Origin of the sequence: Streptomyces sp. NPDC058240, assembly GCF_042882135.1 — a bacterium.
In the GTDB taxonomy this organism is placed as follows: Bacteria; Actinomycetota; Actinomycetes; order Streptomycetales; family Streptomycetaceae; genus Streptomyces.
Genome location: NZ_JBHVWT010000137.1, coordinates 1 through 2,669, shown reverse-complemented (window position 1 = coordinate 2,669; position 2,669 = coordinate 1). Strand labels below are relative to the sequence as shown.

Here is a 2,669-nt window from a genome sequence, read left to right as displayed (position 1 = left end):
AGGGCGGGGCCAAACTCCCCGACGGCACCATCAAGTTCCCCGACGACGCGCCTCTCCTGCCCGAGAACACCACCAAACTCCCCACCCACACCGACGTCCCCGTCCAGTACTTCGACCACGACGGCAATCTCCTCAACGAACACGGCGACACCGTCCAGCACGCCAAGGACGCGCCCGCCGAGACCTCCCCGCACCTCCCTGACGTGGAAAACACGGTCAGAGAACCGGCGCTGGTCGGTGCGGGCACCCACACGGCAACCGATGTCGGTCACATGGGTGACGACGCTTTCGGAGGGACCACCCACCCTGCCGACCACCCGTCCGGCAGCGGAACGGGACACGGCGGGGACACCCCGTCCCACCCTGGGGAAACGCCGGATGGGCCTGCACACCCGCACGAGGGTGGCTCCTCGGAGCCCGAGCACACCCCGGACAACGGGCCGGACGAACCGCATGCCCACGATTCGGACGGTCACCAGCCTTCGCCCGACGGACCTGCGGCCGATCACCACCCCACACCTGATGCCGGCGACGGGCCCCACTCCCCGGACCACGACGCCGATATGGGCACCCGCCGCGACTACGAGGCCCGGGTTTCACCGGAATCCAGAATTCCGGCACAGCCCAAGGAACCCGGCGATCTGATTCTGAACACCGGCGACCCCGTCTACTTCGGAGACGGGCGAACAGCCGTGGGCTACGACAGGAGCACGAGGGTCAACTTCGACCTGGTCGAGCCGCTCCCGGGGTACCACGACGTGGTTGTGCACGGAAACAACCAGGGCTTCTTCGAACCCGGGCGGGTGAACGAGGCCGGATCGTCCTTCTCCGCCGGTGACACTCACCCCACACACATCGCGGATGCCATACGGGCCAACCCGAGCTACGACGGAGGCCCGGTGCGGCTGGTGTCGTGCCATACGGGAACGGCAGGAGAAGGCGCGCTGGACATCCCCGCCGCACAGGCCGTCGCCAATGAACTCGGAGTCCCTGTGATGGCCCCGACGAACAAGGTCGGCGTGAACACCAAGCTCGGTCCCAACCAGATTCCGAAGATCTTTGGTGGAGGATACTGGCGAACATTCCTTCCCATGGCCCGCTAGCAGAGGATCACCCATGCAGATCGCCGATTTCTTCCAGGAACTCTGGGCACCCTCGTTCGGAACTCCGAGAGGAAGTGTGCGGGACTTCCTTGCGCCGAACCCTTACGAAGATGCCAAACGGATCACCGAGTATCTGCTCGGAGGCCACGAGGTCTTCAGCGTCATGGGCTCCTCCGAAGACGTGCTCGGCTCCGGCAGGACCGTACTCGGTGGCGACTCGATCTTCTCCGACGGAGAGTGGCTCTGGAGGGGAGACCTCTGGTTCTACGTCTGGACACACCACGTAGAACTCCCCGAGGAATTCCTCGCGCGGATCAGGGAACACGACTATCTGGTGCCCCCCGAGAACGAAGCCCAAATGGTGGAGGTCGCCAAGTACGTCGACGCGAATCTCTGACCGGCCCGGACCGGCCTGGCAGGATTTTTGCCGGGCCGATCGGTCTCATCGGTCCAGGGGCGGGTTTTCGAGTGAGCGGCGAATCGTCGCGGGCCGTCCTCGGGCGGCTGTGGGCCATCGCCTGGGATGACCTGGAGCCGGCCATCGAGCGGGGGTGCCGCGGCGCGGTCCGCTGGGCCGCGCTGCGGGCCGAGGGCAAGGTCAAGCTGCCCGAGCTGCCCGATCCCTACGAGCCGATCCTGCTCATGTTCGAGCGGGGCAGCGGCTATTCCGTCGGGCAGTTCAGCGAGCGCAGGGGCGGGTTCGCGCAATGGGAAGGGCTCGGGCTCGATGCGCCGAAGATTGAACTGGCGCGCGACCTCTCAAACATCAACGAGGTGATGGAGGCTGCCTTCCATCGGCCTTCGCCCATAGGCGTTCACGCGCGCTGCTGATGCGCGAGCACATGCGCCGTGCGGCTCTGTGGGCGCGCGCCTGCGGCGCCGAGGAGGGCCGGCCGTTCTTCGACGTCGGCGAGTACGTCGCCCCCGCCGGCCGGGTCACCTACTACGCGAAGATCAGTGAGGGCTTTCCCCGGAACAGCCCGCGCGGGATCCTCCGGCACCACACCATCGGCCGGGAAGCAGAAACGCACGACGAGGCATTCACCCGGAATCTCCGCTGGGAGCCGACCGAATACCTCCGGTTGTACGCACTCGGCCGCAATGAGATCGACCATGTCGAGATCACCGAGATCGAAGCCGCCGCGTTCATCGAATCGACGACGAAGAGGCTCACCGGATCCTGATGACCCGCCGGGTCCGCAGGCGATCGCCAGGTTACGGATACGGCGATCGAATGATCACCGCTCAAAATCGTGTGCAGGGAGTGAAGATCGACCGAAGATCCTCGGGAGCCCCGTCGAGCCGGGAGGGCTCCCCCTCCTCCGCGGCCCGGTCATGTACTCCGTTTTCACACGTCATAGCCTGCGCCGTGCTTCGGTAGCCCTGTCACAGCCTGTCCACAGCCCCGAGGTCCTCGATTGCTTCAGCACCCCGGAGTTGATAGGGATGGTCAGCACATTTGTTTGCACAGGCTCGGCAGGGGGACTGGATGAAGTTCGACATGGGGGCGCAGGTTCTGACGAATCTGTCGTCGAAGTCGCGTGGGTCGAGTGATGACCTGGGTAC

At 65.6% G+C, this 2,669-nt stretch carries 4 protein-coding genes; all 4 read left to right on the top strand.

The features are described from left to right. On the top strand, positions 1-1,103 hold a 1,103-nt coding region (locus tag ACFVX4_RS41910; protein ID WP_389988727.1), incomplete at its 5' end, for a hypothetical protein. 13 nt (positions 1,104-1,116) lie between these two features. Then, complete coding sequence (locus ACFVX4_RS41905; RefSeq protein WP_385339716.1) at positions 1,117-1,500, top strand: hypothetical protein; 384 nt, start codon at positions 1,117-1,119, stop codon at positions 1,498-1,500. Positions 1,501-1,571: 71 nt separating this feature from the next. Further along, positions 1,572-1,934 carry a hypothetical protein gene (locus ACFVX4_RS41900; RefSeq protein WP_389988724.1) on the top strand — a complete coding sequence of 121 codons (363 nt, stop codon included), beginning with the start codon at positions 1,572-1,574 and terminating at the stop codon, positions 1,932-1,934. Continuing rightward, a complete protein-coding gene (locus tag ACFVX4_RS41895; protein ID WP_389988722.1) occupies positions 1,934-2,287 on the top strand; it encodes a hypothetical protein in 354 nt (117 codons plus the stop codon). The genes ACFVX4_RS41900 and ACFVX4_RS41895 overlap by 1 nt, the downstream gene beginning before the upstream one ends. The last annotated feature ends 382 nt before the right edge of the window (positions 2,288-2,669 follow it).